Genomic DNA, 17213 nt, shown 5'->3' with positions numbered 1-17213 from the left:
CTCTCAGGGTCACTGGCCGCCGGGCGGCGTGTACTCCTTGAGCCAGTGAGCGACGCGGGCGGCGTAGGCACGCTGGTTCGGGGGAACGCCGCCCGCGGCGTTCACCTTCTTGTACGAGGTCCGGTAGGAGGCCGCGAGCAGCACCCGGCGGTCACCGGGCAGCGAGGTCTCCAGACGCGGTTCGATGAAGCAGAGGTAGCGGCTCATCGCCGGGATCGACTGCGAGGGGGTCAGGGGCGGTGCGGGAGTCTCCTTCGCCGGTACGCCGTCCGCCCGGATCCACCAGCGCAGGACACTCGGGGTCCAGCGGGCGATGCCGTACTCGTTGTTGGCGGGATCCGACAGCTCCGCGTCGAAGTCGCTCTCCGTCTTGAGCATCGCGGCGAGCAACGCCGGTGTGACCTCCGCCTGTTGGCAGTCATGGGCGGATTCGACGATGAGACGCCGGTAGGCCACGGGGACACCTTTGCCGGTACGTAGTTCGGCGGCGCCGTAGGCGGCGGCGGTGTCAGCGGTGTTCTTGGCGTCGGAGCCGTCGTCCTGCGCAGCCCGGATGCCGAACCCCAGGGCGGTGACGGCAACGGCCGCCAGTACGGCGGCAGTTGTACGACGGGAGCGGCGCCGTCCCAGTCGGGGCGAGCGGTCCGTGCCCGCCGCGGCCTCCACCCGCCGTAGCAGTGCCTGCGTACCGATGCGCTCGGCGTGCGTCCGGGCCAGACACTCCCGCACGATCTCCCGCCAGGCGTCCGGCAGTTCGGGCGACAGGCGCAGCTCGTCGGTGCCCCGGGCGTACGCGGCGGCCGCGTCCCGGCGGGCCGACGGGGTGCCGCCGGGCAGCGGGAAGGAACCGGTGAGCAGCAGATGGGCCAGGACGCCGAACGCCCACACGTCGGCGGAGGGGCGGATGCGGCGGCCGCGTTCGCCGATCTCCGACCACAGCAGCTCCGGCGGTGTGTAGTCGGGCGTGGAGAAGGCGGGCGTGTACGCGTGCGTGCCCTCCAGCTCCGCCGCCATGTTGAAGTCGGCCAGTCGCGCCGAACCGTCCGCCATCAGCAGCACATTGGCCGGTTTCAGGTCCCCGTGCACCCACCCGGCATGGTGCAACTGGGCCAGGCCCTCGCAGATCTGCGCGAGAAGGGGGCCGGGCGCCGGGAGCCGTACGGCGTTCAGGGAGCCTTCCGCCCGCTCCAGTACGAGGACGGTGGCGCCGTCGAGCTCGGGGCGCTCCGGGTCGTCGACGACGAGCGTCTCGTACATCCGGATCAGCCGCGGTTGCTTCAGCCGGCGGTACAACTCGACCTCGCGCTCGACGAGTTCACGCAGGTGGGTCAGTTGCCGGGGTGTTCCGGTGCCGGTCGGCAGGAACTTCAGGGCGGCCGTGCGCGGTTCGCCGTCGCCGGTGCGGCGGCCCTCGTACACGCTGCCGAAGGCGCCCGTGGCGAGGGGCTCGCGCACCTCCCAGTCGCCCACCCGGTAGCCCTTGGACACCGGGACGGCGTAGGGCTCGGTCACCGGGCCACCCGGCCGGACGGCTCGGTCAGGACGACCAGGTCGTCCTCCCGTACGAGGTCGAAGCGGAGCGCCAGTGAGACCAGCGATTCCTTCTTGCCGTTGAGACGCGGGCCGGTGTCGGCCTCGTCCGGGCCGGGCTTGAGGCGCAGCTTCACGGCGAGGTAGTCGATGTTCCACTGCACGGAAGTGCGGGACGCGGCGGGCCAGTTGGGGCGCAGCCGGTCCACGACCTGGTCGACGGTGGGCAGCGGGGCGTGCGGTGCGCCGCGCAGCCGGGGTTCGCACAGGGCGGCGAGGACCGCGAAGTAGCGCTTGGAGGCGTCCAGCGAGAACGCGGCGGCCGTGGTGTCACCGTCCCGCTCGCTCTCGCCGTCCCGGTAGTCGTGGCGCGGCGCCCACACCTCGACGGGCAGCAGGTCACCGGCCGCGGGCAGCACGATCCGCGAGAACTCGAAGGGGACGGGGGCGTCCAGGCGCCCCGGGCCGACCTTGATGTGCTCGCCGGCGCCCTCCGGGTTCTCGACGACGTACGTCTGTTCCCGGCTGAGGTTGCTGAGGATCCAGAAGGCGCCCTGCGCGGTGATCTCACCGGCTCTGCGGGACACCCCGTCATGGGCGATCCGCAGGTCGTTCTCCCGGGCGGACCGGCCGAAGGTGAGGCGCTCGCCGGGGGCGAGCCTGATCTGGGTGCGGTTTCGCTCGTCCTCCGTGGTCGGCGGAGGTACCACGATGATGCTGTACAAGGTGCGTCTCCCCGTGCCTGACGGCTACCCGGATCAGCCTAGGGCGACGCACCAGGGCCGTGTCTCCCCTCGTACGGGTGAGACACGGCCCTTGGACAGGATTGGCGCGAACTGTTCAGTCGGGAACGGTCAGTAGCGCGGGCGCGCGAACCAGGCCGTGCCGCTCGGCACCACCGGAGCGGCGGTGATGATGGCGCCGAAGACGACCCACAGCAGGGGGAGGATGACCGCCGAGGCCATGCCCGTGTCGAGGCCGACGAAGAGCAGGACCAGGCCGACGATCGTGCCGAGCGCGCCGTAGATGACCGTGGTGATGCGGACACCCTGGCCGCCCCGGCCGAACTTGACGCCCAGGATGATGGACAGGGTCGCGAGACCGAGCATGAAGATCCCGATGCCCGCGATCAGGCCGGCCGCGGCGTTGCCGATGTCGCCGAGCTCGCTGAACGGGTCGTCGGAGGACGAGCTGAAGGAGTCCGCCTCGTCCGACACATCGTTCACGAAAGCACCGATGTACAGGTAGATCAGGCCGCCCAGGATCTGCACGGCCGAGATGATGTACAGGAAGACACGGGCCGTCACCAGCAGGCCGGGCATCGACTGCGGCATCATGTTGCCGCCCGGGTAGCCGGGGTACGCCGGCTGCGGCGGGTAACCGGGGTACGCCTGGTGCTGCGGCGGGATACCGGGCGGCGGCGGGGCCTGCTGCGGGTAGCCGTAACCGGGAGCGGGCGGCGGCTGCTGGGGCGGGGGCCCGTAAGGGTTGTTCGGATCGCCGAAACTCATGGCGGTGTTTCCTCCGTTTACCGAATGTGCGGGGACGACGAGCGGCACGGTTCGGAGGAATGTTCAACAGATGCGGTTCGTCCCCCCGGTACAGCCCGCGGCACTGTGGCCACAATCGTTCTTCAGTGGCCGGTTCGTTGTCCAGCCGCAATCCGCATGTGTTGTGCAAGTGCAACATCGCTGATCATGAGGGATACGGCGGGACAGACGCCGGGGGACCCGGATTGGAACCGGGACCCGGTCATCCGCGAGGATGGGGTCATGACCGCCCAGATTCTCGATGGCAAGGCCACCGCAGCCGCGATCAAGTCCGATCTGACCGCCCGCGTGGCGGCGCTGAAGGAGAAGGGCATCACGCCCGGCCTCGGCACGATCCTCGTCGGGTCCGACCCCGGCAGCCAGAAGTACGTCGCCGGCAAGCACCGCGACTGCGCCCAGGTCGGCATCGCCTCCATCCAGCGCGAGTTGCCGGAGACGGCGACGCAGGAGGAGATCGAGGCGGCGGTGCGGGAGTTGAACGAGGACCCCGCCTGCACGGGCTACATCGTCCAGCTGCCCCTGCCCAAGGGCATCGACGAGAACCGCATCCTGGAGCTGATGGACCCGGACAAGGACGCCGACGGCCTCCACCCGATGAACCTCGGCCGCCTGGTTCTCAACGAGCCGGCCCCGCTGCCCTGCACCCCCAACGGCGTCCTCACCCTGCTGCGTCAGTACGGCGTGGAGATCAAGGGCGCCGAGGTCGTGGTCGTCGGCCGCGGTGTCACCATCGGCCGCCCGATGCCGCTGCTGCTGACCCGCCGCAGCGAGAACGCGACCGTGACCCAGTGCCACACCGGCACCCGCGACCTGTCCTCGCACCTCAAGCGCGCGGACATCATCGTCGCCGCCGCCGGCTCCGCCCATCTGATCCGCCCCGAGGACGTGAAGCCGGGCGCCGCCGTTCTCGACGTCGGTGTCTCGCGCAGCGCCGAGGGCAAGATCGTGGGCGATGTCCACCCCGGCGTCGCCGAGGTCGCCGGCTGGATCTCCCCGAACCCCGGCGGTGTCGGCCCGATGACCCGGGCCCAGCTGCTCGTCAACGTGGTCGAGGCGGCGGAGCGCAGTGCAGGCTGACACGACTCCCCCAGAAGGGGAAGGTGCGGAGATCGAGGTGCGGGACGCGATCAGCGCCCCCGACGCCGAGGGCAGGCCGCGTCGCACCACCCGCCGTTTCCCGCTGTTCACCAGGGACACCGCACGCCCCGAGGGCGGCGGCCGGGCCGCGCCGAGCGACGCCCCCGCGCCCGCACGGCAGTGGCCGATCCTCCTCGTGCTCGGCGCGGTCGCGGTCGGCCTGCTGATGACCGCGCTCGACGTCTTCCGCTACGGCACGCTGCTGATCGGCGCCGCGCTGGTGGCCGGAGCCGTGCTGCGCTGGCTGGTGCGGGACGTCGGCATGCTCGCGGTGCGCTCCCGCTTCACGGACATCGTCACCTACGGGCTGCTGGGCGCGGTGATCGTCCTGCTGTCGATGATGGCCCAGCCGGACCCCTGGCTGGAGATCCCGTTCCTGAAGGACACCCTGCACTTCACGGTCGACAGCTAGGTGTACCCCGCGTGCGACGACGGCGGCCCGTCCTCTCCCCCGAGTAAGGACGGGCCGCTGTCTGTGTCCACCTTCTTGTACGGCGAACGTCCCGTTCAACGGCTGTCAGTGCGCTGTGTCACGGAAGTGACCGTTCCGCTACGGTGTCCGGTCCCTGCCACAAGGGGAACCGATCGCCTCTCTGACGTCGTCCGACACCGTGGAGGTGAGCTGGATGGGTGCCTGGCAGTCGCTGCCGGATGATCTGCCGCCGGAGGTGCGGCACTTCGTGGAGCAGCTGCGGCGGCTCAAGGACCGTACGGGCCTCAGCCTGGCCTCACTGGGGGCGAAGACCGCGTACAGCAAGTCCTCCTGGCATCGCTATCTCAACGCCACGCAGCCGCCGCCGCGGCAGGCGGTGACCGCCCTGTGCCGGATCGTCGGTCTCGCCGACGCGGACGTCGAGCGCGTCAAGGTCCGCTGGGAACTCGCCGTGCAGGCCTGGCCCCGTACGGCGACCGTCCCGGCCCGGCCGCAGGGGGCGGAGCGGGCGGATGAGTACGAGGACGACCCCACGCTGCCGTGGTGGGACGCGCCACCGGAGGAGAAGGCGGAGAAACGGGACGGCAGCCGTCTGCTCCTGTATGCGGGACTGCTGTTGCTCCTGCTGCTCGTCGTCGCGATCGGCGGCATCGTGGCTTTTGGGTGAGTTTCATACCGAAGTGGCAAGTGTGGCGAAGTGTGTGCGTTCTGTGTGTCGATGTATTGACAAGTTCGCGGATGTGCGACGAAGCCGTTCAACGTCCGAGTTAGCGTGGCCAATCGGGACGGTCCGGGACGTCCCGCCGCTGGAAGACTGGACCGCGGCGTGGTGGGCGTGCAACGGTGCATGCCCACAGCCCCGATGCACCCGTGCGCCCCCACCCCGGGAACTGAGATCCTTAGCGGGCGCATCCCTGTGGGTAGCCAGACGGGGACTCGGCAGAGGGCACCACGCGCGGGGGAAACGCAGCAACAGCCAGCACGATCCGGGGGGAAGAGGGGGGAAGCAATGCCTCGTTGGAGGGCCTTGCCCGATGAATTGGATCCGCAGGTCAGGGAGTTCGCCAGCCAGTTGCGGCGGCTCGTGGACCGCAGCGGACTGAGCGTCGCGGCGCTGGCCGACCGCACGGGCTACAGCAAGACGTCCTGGGAGCGTTATCTCAACGGCCGGCTGCTCGCGCCCAAGGGCGCGATCGTGGCGCTGGCCGAGGTCACCGGCACCAATCCCATTCATCTGACCACGATGTGGGAGCTCGCCGAGCGCGCCTGGAGCCGCTCCGAGATGCGCCACGACATGACCATGGAGGCCATCCGTATCTCCCAGGCGCGTGCCGCGCTCGGCGAGTTCGGAGCGCCCCCGGCGAACGCCAAGGGCAGCAAGACCGCCCGCAAGAGCACCAGCGCCACGGCGACCCCGGGGGTGGCCGGGCCCGCGGGCGTGGCCCCGACGGTGCCGCCGCAGCCGACGTCGCCCGAGGTCAGGGACTCGACGCCGGACGTCCGGGAAGGCCCGAACTCCTGGGGGCTGGCCGGATACAACGGACCCTCGCCGTCGGGCGGACGCGCCCCGGAGAGCCCGGCCCGCCCGGTGTCTACGCCGTCCCCGTCCCCGAGTCCGTCGTACGGCGAACCCCCGCAGGGTCCCCGCCGTGCCGCGCCCGCCGGGGGCGGAGGCAAACGGCGGCTGACGATGTTCCTCGCGGGCGTCGTCGGGGTGCTCGTGGTGATAGGCGCCGCGTACTTCCTCACGAACGGCGACGACAAGAAGAAGAACGAGGGCTCGGGCGCCTCGCCCTCCCCGAGCGCCACCGCCTCCGTCGACCTCCCGCCCGGCGTCGAGTGCAGCGGTGACTCCTGCACCGGCAAGGACGCGGAGAGCATGGGGTGCAGCGGGGACCTGGTGACCACCGCCCAGACCGCCACCGTCGGCACGACGGTCGTGGAGGTCCGTTACAGCAAGACCTGCGGTGCCGCGTGGGGCCGTATCACGCAGGCCGCGCAGGGCGACAAGGTCGCGGTGACCGTCGGCAAGACCGCGCAGACCGGCTCGATCAGCACGGCCGGGGACACCATCGCGTACACGCCGATGGTCGCGGTGAAGGACGCCGGCGACGCCACCGCCTGCGTGACGCTGGCGGCGGGGGAGAAGGGGTGCACCCAGTAGGCGCCGGGTAGCCGGCGAGGCTGAGAACAATTTCGGGGCCGCAGGCATGGCCGGACGAATCGTGGGCACGCGAACGGTACCCCCACGGGAGTCCGGCCACGTCGGTACCCCCATACGGCGGCCGCCTTCGTCCCCCCTCTCCCGGACGGGCGGCCGCCTCTTTCTGTCTCGGGGGCCGTTCTGTGGGGTGGGCCACAGGGACCCGGCGGTCCGGGATCCCGGATGCGCGATAGCCTGACCGGTGGATCTCTTGATACCAAGAGATCGATCATTTGTACGTCCCATCCGGGCCCGGGGCAGTGCCGCCCCACCGCCAGCTGTCATACGGAGAACGCCATGACCCGCACTCCCGTGAACGTCACCGTCACCGGCGCGGCCGGCCAGATCGGTTACGCCCTGCTCTTCCGCATCGCCTCCGGCCAGCTGCTCGGCGCGGACGTGCCGGTCAAGCTGCGCCTCCTGGAGATCACCCCGGCGCTCAAGGCCGCCGAGGGCACCGCCATGGAGCTGGACGACTGCGCGTTCCCGCTGCTCCAGGGCATCGACATCACGGACGACCCGAACGTCGCCTTCGACGGCGCGAACGTAGCCCTCCTCGTAGGCGCCCGCCCGCGCACCAAGGGCATGGAGCGCGGTGACCTGCTCTCCGCCAACGGCGGCATCTTCAAGCCGCAGGGCAAGGCCATCAACGACAACGCGGCGGACGACATCAAGGTCCTCGTCGTCGGCAACCCGGCCAACACCAACGCCCTGATCGCCCAGGCCGCCGCCCCGGACGTGCCGGCCGAGCGCTTCACCGCGATGACCCGCCTCGACCACAACCGCGCGCTGACCCAGCTCGCGAAGAAGACGGGCACCACGGTCGCCGACATCAAGCGCCTGACCATCTGGGGCAACCACTCCGCCACCCAGTACCCCGACATCTTCCACGCGGAGATCGCCGGCAAGAACGCCGCCGAGGTCGTCAACGACGAGGCCTGGCTGGCCGACACCTTCATCCCGACCGTCGCCAAGCGCGGCGCCGCGATCATCGAGGCCCGTGGCGCGTCCTCCGCCGCGTCGGCCGCCAACGCCGCCATCGACCACGTGCACACCTGGGTCAACGGCACCGCGGACGGCGACTGGACCTCCATGGGCATCCCGTCGGACGGCTCCTACGGCGTCCCGGAGGGCCTGATCTCCTCCTTCCCGGTCACCACCAAGGACGGCAAGTACGAGATCGTCCAGGGCCTGGACATCAACGAGTTCTCCCGCGCCCGGATCGACGCCTCCGTCGCCGAGCTCGCGGAGGAGCGCGAGGCGGTCCGCGCCCTCGGCCTCATCTGAGCCGAACGTTCCGCAGAGGTCACGCGGCTTCTGTCACGAGCTTGCACGGGCCCTGTTCCGGTTTCTTCCGGAGCGGGGCCCGCGCCCGTTTTCACCGCTACCGTCAAGAACGTTACCCGCCAAGGTGATTCGGGGGGTTCGCGATGAGCGGATGGAACGGCTACAGCTCAGGCTCCGACGAGCACGAGCCGAGCGAGGACAGAGGTCAGGCGGCCTGGGGCGCGCAGGGGCAGGGCTCCCCGCCGCCGTGGGCGTCGGCGGAGACGCAGACGTCCCACGCATCGCCGCCCTGGGCCTCGGCAGAGACGCGGTCGGCGATGACCCCGCCGCCGTGGGCCGTGCCCCCGCCGCAGACCGGCGGAACGCCGTATCCGCCGCCGCCCCCGACGTATGTGCCGCCTCCTGTGTCCGGCCCCCGCCGGCTGCTGGTGATCCTCACCGCGATGGCCGTGCTGGGTGCGGGCATCGGCGCGGGTGTCTGGTTCCTGACCCGTGACGGCTCGACGAGCCCCGGAGCCACCCCGGGAACGAGCGTCGCCGTCACGACCTCGCCCCCTTCGGCCACACCCGAGGAGATCACCACCCCTCGGTCCACGCCTCCGGTCTCGCCCCTGGAGTCCCCACCGCCGACGCCCGCTCCCGGCTACCGCAGCGTCGAGGACCCCGTCGGCTACACACTCTTCGTCCCGGAGGACTGGATCCGCAGACAGAAGGAGGGCGAGAAGGCCCCGGTGGTCTACTACGACGCCCCCGCCGACGGCCGCCAGCTCCAGATCTTCCGGCTCTCGGAGGACAGCCCCGCCGACTCCCTGCGCCTGGCCGAGAACGACCCCGGCTACGGCTTCGCCCGCCAGCGCGGCTACCAGGCCCTCGAACGCGACGAGGGCGAGACCTGGTCCGAGCTGACCTACCGCTACGACGACGAGGACAAGGGCGCGAGGCAGGTCGTCGACCACCGCTTCGAGGCGGCCGACGGAGAGTTCTACGCGATCCGGGCGAGCGGCCCCGAGACCACGTCCGCGGCACAGATCCGCGAACCGCTGACGGCGGCCCTGGGCTCGTTCTGCCCGACGACGGGCGCGTGCCTGTGAGCGGGTCAGGGGATGGCGGGTAGGCGTTTCTCGAACCAGTGGCTGGCGTAGACGTGGTCGACGTACGCCGGGATCTCCGTGTATCCGCACGCTCGGTACATCGCCTGCGCCTCGGTGAGCGTGGCGTGGGTGTCGAGGCGTACGACGGTCAACTCCCGTACCGACGCAGCCTGTTCGAGTGCCGCGAGGATACGTCGGGCGAGTCCGAGCCGGCGGGCCTCCGGGTGCACCCAGACATGGCGGACCTCCCCGACGCCGGGCTCCAGGCGGCGCAGGGCCCCGCAGCCGACCGGCCGGCCCTCCTCGTAGGCGACGAAGAACGCCCCGCTGTCCCCGGAGACCTGCTCCGGTCGTACGAGGTCGGACTTGTCGAAGCCCTCCGGGAAGCGTGCGTCGATGTCGGCGGCGTAGGCGTCGAGACAGGCGCGGGCGTCCGGGGCGTGGCCGTCGACGAGGTCGACCGTGATGGCGGCGAGGCGCAGCAGGCGGCGGGTGGTGGCCAGGGCGTCGGTCAGGTCGGTGCGCTGGCCGGCGGTGAGGCCGGACAGCAGGCCCGCCGCGAGGGCGTCGGCCCGGCGGTTCTGCTCCTTGACCTCGGTGCGGCCGGCCGGGGTCGGCTCGATCCTGCGCAGCCGGTTGTCCTCGGGGTGCACGCTGATCCGGACCATGCCCTGGGCCTCCAGGGTCTTCGCCATCCGGCTCAGATACCCGGCGTCCAGCCCGAGACGGCTCCTGAGTTCGCGCAGGGACGCTCCCTCGCCGATCTCGAACAGCAGCCGTGCCGCGCCGAGCGGGCGGTCCTGGCCGAGGTAGTGGTCGTCGAGGGCTCCGATGCGGCGCGTGAAGTAGCGGTTGAACCGGCGGAGGGCCGCCACGTCGGCCGTCGACACCGGCTCGGTGGGTCCTGGGTTCATAGTCTTTGACTTTAGTCAAAGGTTTCCGTCGGGTCCATGGGTTCTCAAATGTTCTGCAGCTCCTCCTGCAGCTTGCCCACGTCCACCGACTCGTCCGCCGAGGGTGTCGCGGTCGGCACCGGCTTGTCGTACTCCGTGAAGGTCAGCGTCGTATGGGTGCCGTCGCCCCGCTGGACCGCCCTGACCAGCTGGTGCGGGGAGTCCGAAGTGACGTAGAGGACCGCCTTCTTGCCGTCCTCCGTGCCCGTCAGCGGGATCACCTTCGTGCCGTCGACGGTGGTCTCCTCACCCTTCGTCAACGCGGTCTCCTCGGAACCGTCGTCGCCCTCGACGTCCTGCTGGAAGGAGGCCAGATCGCAGGTGTCGGCCAAGCCCTTGAGCATGGCGTCGTTCGTGGAGCCGTGGATGTAGCGGTTCTTGAAGAGCTCGGCCACCGCCTCGCCCTGGCTGCCGGGCACCTGGGCCTTCCAGAAGGTCCGGTCCGGTTTCATCCACACCTCGTCGCCCTGTTTGACGATCTCGACGCTGCCGCCGCCCGAGCCCATCCGCATCGACCCCACGCAGTTGCCGTCCTGGTCGAGGGTGAGATCCATCGACGTCGGCTGCGTCTTGCTGGTCGTCGCGCTCGCGCCGCGGTCCGTCAGTCTCAGATGGACGGACTCGGCGTCGAGGAGATTGTCCTTCGCCTGGTCGGCCAGTTGCCGGGCGGTCAGATCGTCGCCGTCGTCCGCGGCGATCAGGACCGGTGAGAGCAGCAGCAGCGCCGCCGTCGCGCAGATCAACGCTTTCCCTGCCATGCGTCACCTCCGTGGACCACTACTCAGCGTACGATTCACCCCTATTTGTCCGCATGTTCAGTGACGCGGCGCACTTTCAGGCATTGATTGCGCATGCAATGCCGGGGCGAGGGCAGGCGGTGACGGTCCCCGTGAGTGACACCCGTGTGACTCAGGGGAACTGAACAGGAACGGAAGGCAACAGCGATCATGGCCGGACACCACGCGCGACAGGCGCGGCAGACGATCCATGCGGGCGGCGAGTGGCGCGAAGCCGCCTCCGGGGCGACCCGCGACATCCTCGACCCCGCGGACGCGCAGCCGTTCACCGTCGTCGCCGAGGGTGACGAGAAGGACACCGACGTGGCGGTCGCCGCCGCACGGCAGGCCTTCGACCACGGCGACTGGCCGCGCACCCCCGTCTCCGAGCGCGCCGCGCTGCTGTACCGCGTCGCCGATCTGCTGGTTCGCGATCGCGAGCGGCTCGGTCTGCTGGAGAGCCGGGACGCGGGCAAGACCCTCGAAGAGGGCCGCGTCGACATCGACTGTGTCGCCGACGCCTTCCGCTACTTCGCCGGCCTCGTCGCCGCCGAGTCCTCCGGCCGGGTCGTCGACGCGGGCTCGCCCGACATCCACAGTGTCGTCGTGCACGAGCCCATCGGCGTCTGCGCGCTGATCACCCCCTGGAACTACCCCCTGCTCCAGGCCAGTTGGAAGATCGCCCCCGCGCTCGCGGCCGGCAACACCTTCGTCGTCAAGCCGAGCGAGATCACCCCGCTGACGACGATCGCGCTGATCGAACTGCTCGTCGAGGCGGGTCTCCCGGCCGGCGCCGCCAACATCGTCACCGGACCCGGCCACTCGGTCGGCGCCCGGCTCGCCGAGCACCCCGACGTCGACCTCGTCTCCTTCACCGGCGGCCTGGCCAGCGGCACCAAGGTGGCACAGGCCGCGGCCCCGTCGGTCAAGAAGGTCGCCCTCGAACTCGGCGGCAAGAACCCCAACGTGGTCTTCGCCGACGCCTGCGCCACGGAGGAGGGCTTCGACACCGCCGTCGACCAGGCCCTGAACGCCGCGTTCATCCACAGCGGGCAGGTCTGCTCGGCGGGCGGACGGCTGATCATCGAGGAGTCCGTCCGGGAGCGCTTCGTCGCCGAACTCGCCCTGCGGGCCGGGCGGATCAGGCTCGGGCGCGGCACGGACGACGGTGTCGAGTGCGGGCCGCTCGTCTCCGAGCAGCAGCGCGCCAAGGTCGACGGATACGTGGCCTCGGCGCTGGCCGAGGGCGCGGTGCTGCGGACCGGCGGAAAGCGGCCGGAGGGCCTGGGCGACGGCTACTTCTACGAGCCGACCGTCCTGGACGCCTGCCACCGCGAGATGAAGGTCGTACGCGAAGAGGTCTTCGGTCCGGTCCTCACCGTCGAGACCTTCCGCACGGAGGACGAGGCGGTCGCGCTCGCCAACGACACCGAGTACGGCCTCGCCGGCGCCGTCTGGACCACCGACGCCGGACGCGCCCGCAGGGTCGCGGGCCGTCTGCGCCACGGCACCGTCTGGATCAACGACTTCCACCCCTACCTCCCCCAGGCGGAGTGGGGCGGCTTCGGCAAGAGCGGCACGGGCCGCGAGCTGGGACCGGCCGGTCTCGCCGAGTACCGCGAGACCAAGCACATCTACCAGAACCTCGCGCCGAGGCCCGTCCGCTGGTTCGCCGGCTGAAGCAACCGCTCACCGCACGTCTTGGAGTAACCCCCCATGCACCAACACGAATACGACTACGTGATCGTCGGCGGTGGTACCGCCGGCTCCGTCGTAGCCTCCCGCCTCACCGAGAACCCCGACGTCACCGTCGCCGTCATCGAGGGCGGCCCCAGCGACGTGGGCCGCGACGACGTCCTCACCCTGCGCCGCTGGATGGGTCTGCTCGGCGGCGACCTGGACTACGACTACCCGACGGTGGAACAGCCCCGCGGCAACTCCCACATCCGGCACAGCCGGGCCCGGGTCCTCGGCGGCTGCTCCTCCCACAACACGCTGATCGCCTTCAAGCCGCTGCCGTCCGACTTCGACGAGTGGGAGGCGAACGGCGCCAAGGGCTGGGGCGCGGTGCCCATGGAGGCGTACTACGCGCGCCTCCTCAACAACATCGTCCCGGTCGACGAGAAGGACCGGAACGCCATCGCCCGCGACTTCGTCGACGCGGCCCAGGCGGCCACCGGTGTCCCGCGCGTCGAGGGCTTCAACCGCAAGCCCTTCGACGACGGCGTCGGCTTCTTCGACCTCGCCTACCACCCCGAGAACAACAAGCGGTCCTCGGCGTCCGTGGCGTATCTGCACCCCGTGATGGACGAGCGCCCCAACCTCACGATCCTGCTGGAGACCTGGGCGTACAAGCTGGACCTGGACGGCACGCGCGCACAGGGCGTGCACGTGCGGACCGCGGACGGCGAGGAGTCCGTCGTACGGGCCCGTCGCGAGGTCGTGCTGTGCGCGGGCGCCGTCGACTCGCCGCGCCTGCTGCTGCACTCCGGCATCGGCCCCCGCGAGGACCTCGAAGCGCTCGGCATCCCCGTCGTCCAGGACCTGCCCGGCGTCGGCGAGAACCTCCTCGACCATCCCGAGTCGGTGATCGTCTGGGAGACCCACGGACCCATCCCGGAGAACTCCGCGATGGACTCCGACGCGGGCCTGTTCGTCCGCCGCGACCCCGACCACCCGGGCCCGGACCTGATGTTCCACTTCTACCAGGTCCCCTTCACGGACAACCCGGAGCGGCTGGGCTACGAACGGCCCTCGTACGGCGTCTCGATGACCCCGAACATCCCCAAGCCCAAGAGCCGCGGACGCCTGTACCTGACCAGCGCCGACCCGTCCGAGAAGCCCGCCCTCGACTTCCGCTACTTCACCGACGAGGACGACTACGACGGCCGCACGCTGGTCGACGGCATCCGCATCGCCCGTGAGATCGCCCGGACCGAGCCGCTGGCGAGCTGGCTCAAGCGCGAGGTGTGCCCGGGCCCGTCCGTCACCGGTGACGAGGAGCTCAGCGAGTACGCCCGAAAGGTCGCCCACACCGTGTACCACCCGGCGGGAACCTGCCGTATGGGCGCCGCCGACGACGAACTCGCCGTAGTGGACCCGGAGTTGAGGATCCGCGGCCTGGACGGCATCCGTATCGCGGATGCCTCGGTCTTCCCGACGATGACCGCCGTGAACCCGATGATCGGAGTGCTGATGGTCGGTGAGAGGGCCGTGGACCTGATCGGAAGTGGTGCGTGATGAGTACGGATACGAGTACGACCGAGACTTCGAGCACGACGGTCGAGAACCCCGTGTTCTCCGTCGACGGCCTGTGGAAGGTCTTCGGCCCGAAGGCGGACCGGATCCCCGCGGACCCGGAACTCACCGGGCTGACCCCCGCCGAACTCCGCGCCCGCACCGGCTGCACGGCCGCCGTCCAGGACGTCTCCTTCGACGTCCGCAAGGGCGAGGTCTTCGTGGTGATGGGGCTGTCGGGTTCCGGCAAGTCCACGCTGGTCCGCTGTCTGACCCGCCTCATCGAACCGACGGCCGGCACGATCGCCATCGACGGCGAGGACGTCCGCGCCATGGACAAGTCCCGCCTGCGCGAACTGCGCCGCCACCGCGCCGCGATGGTCTTCCAGCACTTCGGCCTGCTCCCGCACCGCACGGTCCTCGACAACGTGGCGTACGGCCTGGAGATCCAGGGCGTCGGCAAGGCGGAGCGCCGGGCGCGGGCGGCGGACGTCGTGGCCAAGGTCGGCCTGGAGGGAATGGAACAGCGCAGGCCGAGCCAGCTCTCGGGCGGCCAGCAGCAACGCGTCGGGCTGGCCCGCGCTCTCGCCGTCGACCCCCAGGTCCTGCTGTTCGACGAGCCGTTCAGCGCCCTGGACCCCCTGATCCGCCGGGACATGCAGGAGGAGGTCGTCCGCCTCCACCGCGAGGAGGGCCGCACGATGGTCTTCATCACGCACGACCTGAACGAGGCGCTCAAACTGGGCGACCGCATCGCGCTGATGCGCGACGGCCGCGTCGTCCAGCTCGGCACCCCGGAGGAGATCGTGGGTTCGCCGGCCGACGACTACGTCCGCGAGTTCGTCCGGGACGTGCCGCGCGAGCAGGTGATGACCGTCCGTACGGCGATGAGGGCCGCATCGGCCGCGGAGCAGGGCAACGGCCCGGCCGTCGCGCCGGACGCCACCGTCTCGGAGGCCATCGAGGCGGTCGCACGGGCGGGGGCTCCGGCCCGGGTGGTCGACGAGGGCCGCTGTGTCGGGGTGGTGGACTCGGACGCGCTGCTCGGGGTGGTGGCCGGGACCGCCAAGGAGGCGGTCTGATGGCTACGGTCTCCGCTCCCCTCCCTCGTACGCTTCCCGCCGTCTTCCGGCACCGCGCCGTGCACAAGCTCGTGCTGCTCGCCGCGGTCGCCGCGATCCTCGTCCCGCTGGCGAACGCCCGCTGGGCGAGCGGCACATGGCCCGACGCCCTCACCGTCGACCTCTCCGACCCGCTGACCAGGGCCAGCGACTGGATCGTCGACAACCGGGACAGCCACCCCCTGTTCCTCTACTTCTTCGGCCACGTCAGCAACGCGGTCGTCCTCGGCGTACGGGCCGTGTACCTGGTGCTGCTGGCAGCGGGCTGGGCCGGCGTCACAGCGATCGGCGCCCTCGTCGCCTGGCGTGTCGCCGGCATCAGGCTCGCCCTCGGCACCGCCGCCGCGTTCCTCGCCTGCGGTCTGCTCGGCATGTGGGTGCCGACGATGCAGACCCTCGCCCTGATGGTCGTGGCCGTCCTCGCCTCGGTCGTCGTGGGCGCGTTCCTCGGACTCGCCGCCGGCCTCTCCGACCGCATGGACCGCGCCCTGCGCCCGGTCCTGGACACCATGCAGGTGCTCCCGGCGTACGCCTACCTCCTCCCCGTCGTCATGGTCTTCGGCATGGGCGTCCCCGCGGCCGTCCTCGCCACCGTCGTCTACGCCGCCCCGCCCATGGCCCGCCTCACCGCCCTCGGCCTGCGCGGCGCCGACAAGGAGGTCCTGGAAGCGGTCGACTCGCTCGGCGCCACCGCACGGCAGCGCCTGCTGACCGCCCGGATCCCGCTGGCCCGCAGGGAACTCCTCCTCGGCCTCAACCAGACGATCATGATGGCCCTGTCGATGGCGGTCATCGCCTCGGTCATCGGCGCCGGCGGCCTCGGTGACCGCGTCTACCAGGCGCTCGCCTCGGTCGACGTCGGTGCGGCGCTGGCGGCGGGCATCCCGATCGTGCTCCTCGCCGTCGTACTGGACCGGGTGACGGCGGCCGCCGGAGACGGCACCGAGAGCTCCGGCCGCAGGGGCTGGGTGTACGCCTTCGTCGCCGCCCTCGCCGTGGCCGTGGCCGGACGTCTCATGGGCCGCCTCGACTGGCCCGACGCCTGGGTCGTCCAGGTCGCCCAGCCCGTCAACCGCGCCGTCGACTGGATGACCGCCCACCTCTACTCCGGTGTCCCCGTCGTCGGTGGCACCGCCGACTGGGCCGCCCACTTCACCACCTGGGTCCTGAACCCGCTCCGGGACGGTCTGCAGTGGCTGCCCTGGTGGTCGGTGCTGCTCGTGGTCGCCACCCTGGCCTGGCTGATCGGCACCTGGCGCACCGCGCTCACCGCGGTCCTCGCCATGGCCGCGATCGGCGTGCTGGGAGTGTGGGAGCCGTCCCTGGACACCCTCTCCCAGGTCCTCGCCGCCGTCGCCGTCACGCTCGTCATCGGCTTCGCGACCGGCATCGCGGCCGCCCGCAGCGACCGTGTCGAACGGCTGCTCCGGCCCGTCCTGGACGTCTTCCAGACGATGCCGCAGTTCGTGTACCTGATCCCGGTGGTGGCCCTCTTCGGTGTGGGCCGCGCACCCGCGGTCGCCGCGGCCGTCGTCTACGCGCTGCCCGCCGTCGTCCGCATCACCACGCAGGGGCTGCGGCAGGTCGACCCGGCCGCGCTGGAGTCCTCCAGCTCGCTCGGCGCGACCGCCTGGCAGCAACTCCGCCAGGTCCAACTCCCTCTCGCCCGCCCGGCGTTGCTGCTCGCCGTCAACCAGGGCGTGGTCCTGGTCCTCGCCGTCGTCATCATCGGCGGCCTGGTCGGTGGCGGAGCGCTCGGCTACGACGCCGTCTTCGGCCTCGCCCAGGGCGATCTGGCGACCGGGCTGGTGGCCGGCGCGGCCATCGTCTGCCTCGGCCTGATGCTCGACCGGGTGACCCAGCCGACGGAACGCCGCACGAAGAAGGGAGTGTGA

At 71.0% G+C, this 17213-nt stretch carries 15 protein-coding genes; 10 read left to right on the top strand and 5 right to left on the bottom strand.

What is annotated here, in order from left to right; all coding sequences use genetic code 11:
• Positions 1–9 precede the first annotated feature (9 nt).
• From ACWD3I_RS12850 to ACWD3I_RS12840, 3 genes are all read right to left on the bottom strand, one after another.
• Positions 10–1512, bottom strand: a complete 1503-nt coding sequence (locus ACWD3I_RS12850) for a protein kinase domain-containing protein (protein ID WP_365392358.1) — start codon at positions 1510–1512, stop codon at positions 10–12.
• Positions 1509–2255, bottom strand: coding sequence for an FHA domain-containing protein (locus ACWD3I_RS12845; protein WP_361550922.1), 747 nt, complete (start codon positions 2253–2255; stop codon positions 1509–1511). The genes ACWD3I_RS12850 and ACWD3I_RS12845 overlap by 4 nt, the downstream gene beginning before the upstream one ends.
• A gap of 129 nt (positions 2256–2384) precedes the next feature.
• On the bottom strand, positions 2385–3041 hold the full coding sequence (locus ACWD3I_RS12840) for a hypothetical protein (RefSeq protein WP_365392355.1): 657 nt from the start codon (positions 3039–3041) through the stop codon (positions 2385–2387).
• Positions 3042–3302: 261 nt separating this feature from the next.
• Here ACWD3I_RS12840 and ACWD3I_RS12835 point away from each other — a divergent pair, with 261 nt between their 5' ends.
• From ACWD3I_RS12835 to ACWD3I_RS12810, 6 genes are all read left to right on the top strand, one after another.
• Entirely contained in the window at positions 3303–4157 is an 855-nt protein-coding gene (locus ACWD3I_RS12835; RefSeq protein WP_266888854.1) for a bifunctional methylenetetrahydrofolate dehydrogenase/methenyltetrahydrofolate cyclohydrolase, read from the top strand.
• Positions 4147–4629: a DUF3017 domain-containing protein gene (locus tag ACWD3I_RS12830; RefSeq protein WP_365392353.1), complete on the top strand. Its 483-nt coding sequence runs from the start codon at positions 4147–4149 to the stop codon at positions 4627–4629. The genes ACWD3I_RS12835 and ACWD3I_RS12830 overlap by 11 nt, the downstream gene beginning before the upstream one ends.
• Positions 4630–4843: 214 nt before the next feature.
• The gene (locus ACWD3I_RS12825; RefSeq protein WP_365392351.1) at positions 4844–5317 is read left to right on the top strand and encodes a helix-turn-helix domain-containing protein; all 474 of its coding nucleotides are present in this window, start codon (positions 4844–4846) and stop codon (positions 5315–5317) included.
• A gap of 342 nt (positions 5318–5659) precedes the next feature.
• Entirely contained in the window at positions 5660–6814 is a 1155-nt protein-coding gene (locus tag ACWD3I_RS12820) for a helix-turn-helix domain-containing protein (protein WP_365392349.1), read from the top strand.
• Between the two features lie 336 nt (positions 6815–7150).
• Positions 7151–8140, top strand: a complete 990-nt coding sequence (locus ACWD3I_RS12815; protein ID WP_046261549.1) for a malate dehydrogenase — start codon at positions 7151–7153, stop codon at positions 8138–8140.
• A 143-nt stretch (positions 8141–8283) separates the two neighbouring features.
• Positions 8284–9231, top strand: a complete 948-nt coding sequence (locus ACWD3I_RS12810) for a hypothetical protein (RefSeq protein WP_365392347.1) — start codon at positions 8284–8286, stop codon at positions 9229–9231.
• Positions 9232–9236: 5 nt separating this feature from the next.
• Here ACWD3I_RS12810 and ACWD3I_RS12805 read toward each other — a convergent pair whose 3' ends face one another.
• Both ACWD3I_RS12805 and ACWD3I_RS12800 read right to left on the bottom strand, forming a co-directional pair.
• Positions 9237–10145 (bottom strand): bifunctional helix-turn-helix transcriptional regulator/GNAT family N-acetyltransferase, encoded by a 909-nt coding sequence (locus ACWD3I_RS12805; protein ID WP_365392345.1) that lies wholly within the window; start codon positions 10143–10145, stop codon positions 9237–9239.
• 44 nt (positions 10146–10189) lie between these two features.
• Positions 10190–10942 carry a LolA-like protein gene (locus ACWD3I_RS12800; protein WP_365392343.1) on the bottom strand — a complete coding sequence of 251 codons (753 nt, stop codon included), beginning with the start codon at positions 10940–10942 and terminating at the stop codon, positions 10190–10192.
• Positions 10943–11131: 189 nt separating this feature from the next.
• Here ACWD3I_RS12800 and ACWD3I_RS12795 point away from each other — a divergent pair, with 189 nt between their 5' ends.
• The 4 genes from ACWD3I_RS12795 to ACWD3I_RS12780 are packed head-to-tail and all read left to right on the top strand — an operon-like array spanning position 11132 to position 17213.
• Entirely contained in the window at positions 11132–12640 is a 1509-nt protein-coding gene (locus tag ACWD3I_RS12795; protein WP_365392341.1) for an aldehyde dehydrogenase family protein, read from the top strand.
• A gap of 36 nt (positions 12641–12676) precedes the next feature.
• Complete coding sequence (locus ACWD3I_RS12790) at positions 12677–14200, top strand: GMC family oxidoreductase (protein ID WP_365392339.1); 1524 nt, start codon at positions 12677–12679, stop codon at positions 14198–14200.
• Positions 14200–15279 (top strand): quaternary amine ABC transporter ATP-binding protein, encoded by a 1080-nt coding sequence (locus tag ACWD3I_RS12785; protein WP_365392337.1) that lies wholly within the window; start codon positions 14200–14202, stop codon positions 15277–15279. The genes ACWD3I_RS12790 and ACWD3I_RS12785 overlap by 1 nt, the downstream gene beginning before the upstream one ends.
• Positions 15279–17213 carry an ABC transporter permease gene (locus ACWD3I_RS12780; RefSeq protein WP_365392335.1) on the top strand — a complete coding sequence of 645 codons (1935 nt, stop codon included), beginning with the start codon at positions 15279–15281 and terminating at the stop codon, positions 17211–17213. The genes ACWD3I_RS12785 and ACWD3I_RS12780 overlap by 1 nt, the downstream gene beginning before the upstream one ends.

It is taken from the genome of Streptomyces sp. NPDC002817 (assembly GCF_053592055.1).
The sequence above is the reverse complement of the archived record's forward strand: the minus strand, read 5'-3'. Positions and strand labels throughout refer to the sequence as shown.

Coding starts and splice junctions, on each gene's coding strand:
- ACWD3I_RS12840 (WP_365392355.1), bottom strand. CDS start 3,041: ATGAGTTTCGGCGATCCGAACAACCCTTACGGGCCCCCGCCCCAGCAG.
- ACWD3I_RS12835 (WP_266888854.1), top strand. CDS start 3,303: ATGACCGCCCAGATTCTCGATGGCAAGGCCACCGCAGCCGCGATCAAG.
- ACWD3I_RS12825 (WP_365392351.1), top strand. CDS start 4,844: ATGGGTGCCTGGCAGTCGCTGCCGGATGATCTGCCGCCGGAGGTGCGG.
- ACWD3I_RS12820 (WP_365392349.1), top strand. CDS start 5,660: ATGCCTCGTTGGAGGGCCTTGCCCGATGAATTGGATCCGCAGGTCAGG.
- ACWD3I_RS12815 (WP_046261549.1), top strand. CDS start 7,151: ATGACCCGCACTCCCGTGAACGTCACCGTCACCGGCGCGGCCGGCCAG.
- ACWD3I_RS12810 (WP_365392347.1), top strand. CDS start 8,284: ATGAGCGGATGGAACGGCTACAGCTCAGGCTCCGACGAGCACGAGCCG.
- ACWD3I_RS12805 (WP_365392345.1), bottom strand. CDS start 10,145: ATGAACCCAGGACCCACCGAGCCGGTGTCGACGGCCGACGTGGCGGCC.
- ACWD3I_RS12800 (WP_365392343.1), bottom strand. CDS start 10,942: ATGGCAGGGAAAGCGTTGATCTGCGCGACGGCGGCGCTGCTGCTGCTC.
- ACWD3I_RS12795 (WP_365392341.1), top strand. CDS start 11,132: ATGGCCGGACACCACGCGCGACAGGCGCGGCAGACGATCCATGCGGGC.
- ACWD3I_RS12790 (WP_365392339.1), top strand. CDS start 12,677: ATGCACCAACACGAATACGACTACGTGATCGTCGGCGGTGGTACCGCC.
- ACWD3I_RS12785 (WP_365392337.1), top strand. CDS start 14,200: ATGAGTACGGATACGAGTACGACCGAGACTTCGAGCACGACGGTCGAG.
- ACWD3I_RS12780 (WP_365392335.1), top strand. CDS start 15,279: ATGGCTACGGTCTCCGCTCCCCTCCCTCGTACGCTTCCCGCCGTCTTC.